The 3,666-nt window shown below is 75.0% G+C and carries 4 protein-coding genes; all 4 read right to left on the bottom strand.

Annotated features, from left to right (window positions below):
- Positions 1–801 (bottom strand): alpha/beta hydrolase (locus J0670_RS32970; RefSeq protein ID WP_207815820.1); only part of this gene is annotated, 801 nt, incomplete at its 3' end.
- A gap of 112 nt (positions 802–913) precedes the next feature.
- The gene (locus tag J0670_RS32975; RefSeq protein WP_207815821.1) at positions 914–1,588 is read right to left on the bottom strand and encodes a response regulator transcription factor; all 675 of its coding nucleotides are present in this window, start codon (positions 1,586–1,588) and stop codon (positions 914–916) included.
- Complete coding sequence (locus tag J0670_RS32980; RefSeq protein ID WP_207815822.1) at positions 1,585–2,907, bottom strand: sensor histidine kinase; 1,323 nt, start codon at positions 2,905–2,907, stop codon at positions 1,585–1,587. Before J0670_RS32980 ends, J0670_RS32975 begins: the two co-directional genes overlap by 4 nt.
- Positions 2,908–3,013: 106 nt before the next feature.
- Positions 3,014–3,666, bottom strand: a 653-nt coding sequence (locus tag J0670_RS32985) for a TetR/AcrR family transcriptional regulator (RefSeq protein ID WP_207815823.1), incomplete at its 5' end; no start/stop codon positions are given.

The following is a 3,666-nucleotide window of genomic DNA, read 5'->3' on the forward strand; positions in this document are numbered from 1 at the left end:
GAACACCGTGGGCGGGGCCTGCGGGGTGGTGCTGACAGCGAGTCCGTCGAGCAGGCGGGTGAGGCGGGTGGCACCGGCCCGGGCGAGGTCCTCGGTGGCGGCGTCCAGGCCGAGGCCGACCGGGGTGGTGTAGCCGGCCCAGGCGATCACGGCGGTCCGCGAGTCGGTGGCCAGCTCCTCGGTGGCCTGCCGCAGCGCGCGGGCCATGCCGGACGGGGTGCCGTACGGGTCGGTGGCGCGGTCGAAGCTCTGGAGGTCGATGTCCGAGCCGGGGACGATCACGGCGGTGCGGCGGGCGGTGGTGAGGTCGCCGTGGACCTCGGCGACCTGGCCGCGGCCGCGCGGGTCGAAGGCGAGCACCTGCCGGCCGCCGTCCAGCAGGGTGCGGTAGCGCTCGGCCCGGGTGCGGGCGGCTTCGTGGTCCTGCGGGGTGAGCGCCGGGTCGGTGGCCCGGGCGAGTTCCCGGGCGCGCTCGGCGGCGAGGGCCAGGGCGTTGGCGCGGTACCGGAGCCGGACCGGCGCGCCGTCCAGGTTGCCGACCACCAGCGGGTGCCGGGCGGCCAGGGCGTCCTGCCGCTCCGGCGTCAACCCGGCGAAGAAGGCGGCGACTTCGGCCGGGCTCGCGGTGGCCGGGTCGGGCGGCCGCAGGCCGAGGGTGTCGTCGGCGGTCCAGGCGGCGCTGCCGGGCGGCGGCCCGGTGACGGCGGTCTGGGTGTCGGCGGTCCAGCCGCCCGCGCCGAGCACCGCCGCCAGTGCCACGGCGGTGGCGGCGATCGCCCTCCTGGTCCGGAACCTGCGCATGTCCCCGCTCTCCCTCGTCCGTTCGGCTTTCGACGGAGAGGAAGGTAGGAACGCGACGGCCCCGCGGACGTCACACCGCGGGGCCAACTCCCGGGCGCTACCCGGGTATCACTCACTGACCCGGCGTCACCAGGCCGGACTCGTAGGCCAGCACCACGGCCTGGGCGCGGTCGCGCAGGTCGAGCTTGGCGAGGATGCGTCCGATGTGGGTCTTGACGGTCTGTTCGGCGAGCACCAGCTTCGCGGCGATCTCCTGGTTGGACAGGCCGCGGGCGATCAGCTCCAGGACCTCGGTCTCGCGCGGGGTCAGGCCGTTGAGCCGCACCTTGGGGTCGCGGCGCCGGGCCGGGCGGGTGCGGGCGAAGTCCTCGATCAACCGCCGGGTCACCGAGGGGGCGAGCAGCGCCTCGCCGGCCGCGACCACCCGGACCGCGGCTATCAGGTCGGCCGGCGGGGCGTCCTTGAGCAGGAAGCCGCTGGCCCCGGCGCGCAGCGCCTCGTACACGTAGTCGTCCACGTCGAAGGTGGTCAGCATCAGCACCTTGGGCCGGTGCGCGCCGGGCACGGCGGGGTCGAGCAGCCTCCGGGCCGCCTCCAGGCCGTCCATGACGGGCATCCGGACGTCCATCAGCACGACGTCCGGGTGGGTGCGGCCGGTGACCTCCAGGGCCTGGGCGCCGTCCGCCGCGTCCCCCACCACGTCGATGTCGCTCTGCGCGTTGAGCAGGGCGGCGAAGCCGGCCCGCACCATGCCCTGGTCGTCGACGATGATCACGCGGATGGTCATGCGGGTGTCTCCCGAGGGGTGTCAGGGCTGTCGAGGTCGTCGAGCGGCAGGACGGCGGCCACCTTGAAGCCGCCGTCCGGCAGCGGGCCGGTGTCCAGCCTGCCATCGACCAGCCGTACGCGTTCCCGCATTCCGACCAGGCCCTGCCCGGTGCCCTCGGCCGAGGCCTCCAGCGACTCGGTGCGCTCCGGCGGGGGCGCGTTGACCACGGTCAGCCGCAGCTGGAGGCCGTCCGCCGAGAGCGACACCCAGGTGCGCGCGCCGGGGGCGTGCCGGACGACGTTGGCCAGCGCCTCCTGCACGATCCGGTACACCGAGAGGCTGACGGCCTGCGGCACCCGCTCGGCCAGCCCGTCGCCCACGGCCAGCTCGGCGGGCACCCCGGCCCGCCCCACCGTCTCGACCAGCTGGGCGAGTTGGCCCACTCCGGGCTGCGGGGCCTTCTCCCCGCCGGACTCCTCGCTGCGCAGTACCCCGAGCAGCCGCCGCATCTCGGCCAGCGACTCGCGCGCGGTGCCGGCGATCGCGGTGAACTCCTCGGCGGCGTCGGCCGGGACGTCGCCGATCCGGTACGGCGCGCTGGCGGCCTGCACGGCGATCACCGACATGTGGTGGGCGACCACGTCGTGCAACTCGCGGGCGATCCGGGCGCGTTCCTCCAGCAGGGTGCGCCGCTCGCGTTCGACCTCGCTGATGTGCTCCTGCTCGGTGAGCAGCCGGCGGGCCTCGGCGCGGTCCCGGACGGCCCAGCCGAGCAGCAGCACGGCGCCGCTGAGCGCGATCAGCAGCACGGTGGTGCCGTCGCCGGCCCGGGGCAGGCCGAGGGTGGTGGTGAGCGCGGTGAGCAGGACGGTGGTGACCCAGACCGAGACGAGGGTGGCCCGGCTCTCCCGCAGCGCGAGGGCGAGCAGCAGGAACACGTACGAGATGATCATCGGCGCGGTCCACGGCCAGCTGCCCATCACCTGGTGGTGGCGGGCGGTGATGGCGGCGGTGGTGACCAGGGTGGCGGCGCTGATCCACCAGGCGGCCAGCGGCCGGGTGATGGCGAGGAACAGCGGTGTGGTCTGGGCGATGGTGAGCGCGCCGGCCACCGGGAGCACCAGGTCGTAGAAGCCGACCAGGGTGGCGATCCCGGCGGGGATCAGCGAGGTCTGGAGGATCAGCGCGACGACGTACGGCAGCCGCCGGGCCCAGGGCCGGCGGGAGTTCCCGAGCAGGGGGGTGTGGTCGCCGCTGGGGGTGGTCAGGTGGTGCCACAGGGTGCGCAGGTGGCGGCCGGCGTACCGGCGGGCGTCGGCTGTGGTGGGCGTCTTCATCGCGGGCCAGCCTAGGAGGGCGGGCCCGCTCCGGTCGTCGGACCGGAGCGCGAGATCGCGGGGGGCTACCGGGGTAGCGGGTGATACCCCGGTATGACGTCCGGTCCTACGCCTCGTCCTGCGCCTGGTCCTGTGCGGGGTCGCGGTCCTGCGCCGGGTCGCGCCAGTGGCCGGCCAGGGCCGGGCCGAGGTGGTCGAAGTGGCGCTCGATCACGGCGACCATGCCCTCCGGGCCGGCCGGCTGCTGCTCGGCGGTCCAGGACAGGTGGGCGGAGCGGATCAGGCTGCCGAAGACGGCGGCGAGCACGGTCGGGCGCAGGTCCCGGGCCGGGTCCAGCCCCTCGCGCTCGGCGAGCACCTGCCCGACCAGCCGCTCCTGCTCGGTGACCCGGCGCAGGTGGGCGGCGATGAGCGGGGGCGAGTCCTCGATCATCCGCAGGAGTTCGAGGGCGCTGTTGATCGATCCTGGGCCGGAGGTCTCGGCGTTCCCGAGGTCGCGCCAGGACTTGACGATCGAGGCGCGCAGGGCCTGGAGCGGGGGCTCCTCGGCCGGGCGGTTGCGCAGGCACTCGATGAAGTAGTCCTCGGCGTCGGCCAGGACGGCGAGCGCGACCTCGTCCTTGTTGGCGAAGTAGCGGAAGAAGGTGCGCTGGGAGACGTCCACCGCGGAGGCGATCTCGTCGACGGTGGTCCGGGCGAAGCCCTGGCCGAGGAAGAGCACGTGGGCGGCCTGGACCAGGGCGTCCCGGGTCTGCTGCT

This window comes from Streptomyces sp. FH025 (assembly GCF_017427025.1).
Lineage (GTDB): Bacteria > Actinomycetota > Actinomycetes > Streptomycetales > Streptomycetaceae > Kitasatospora.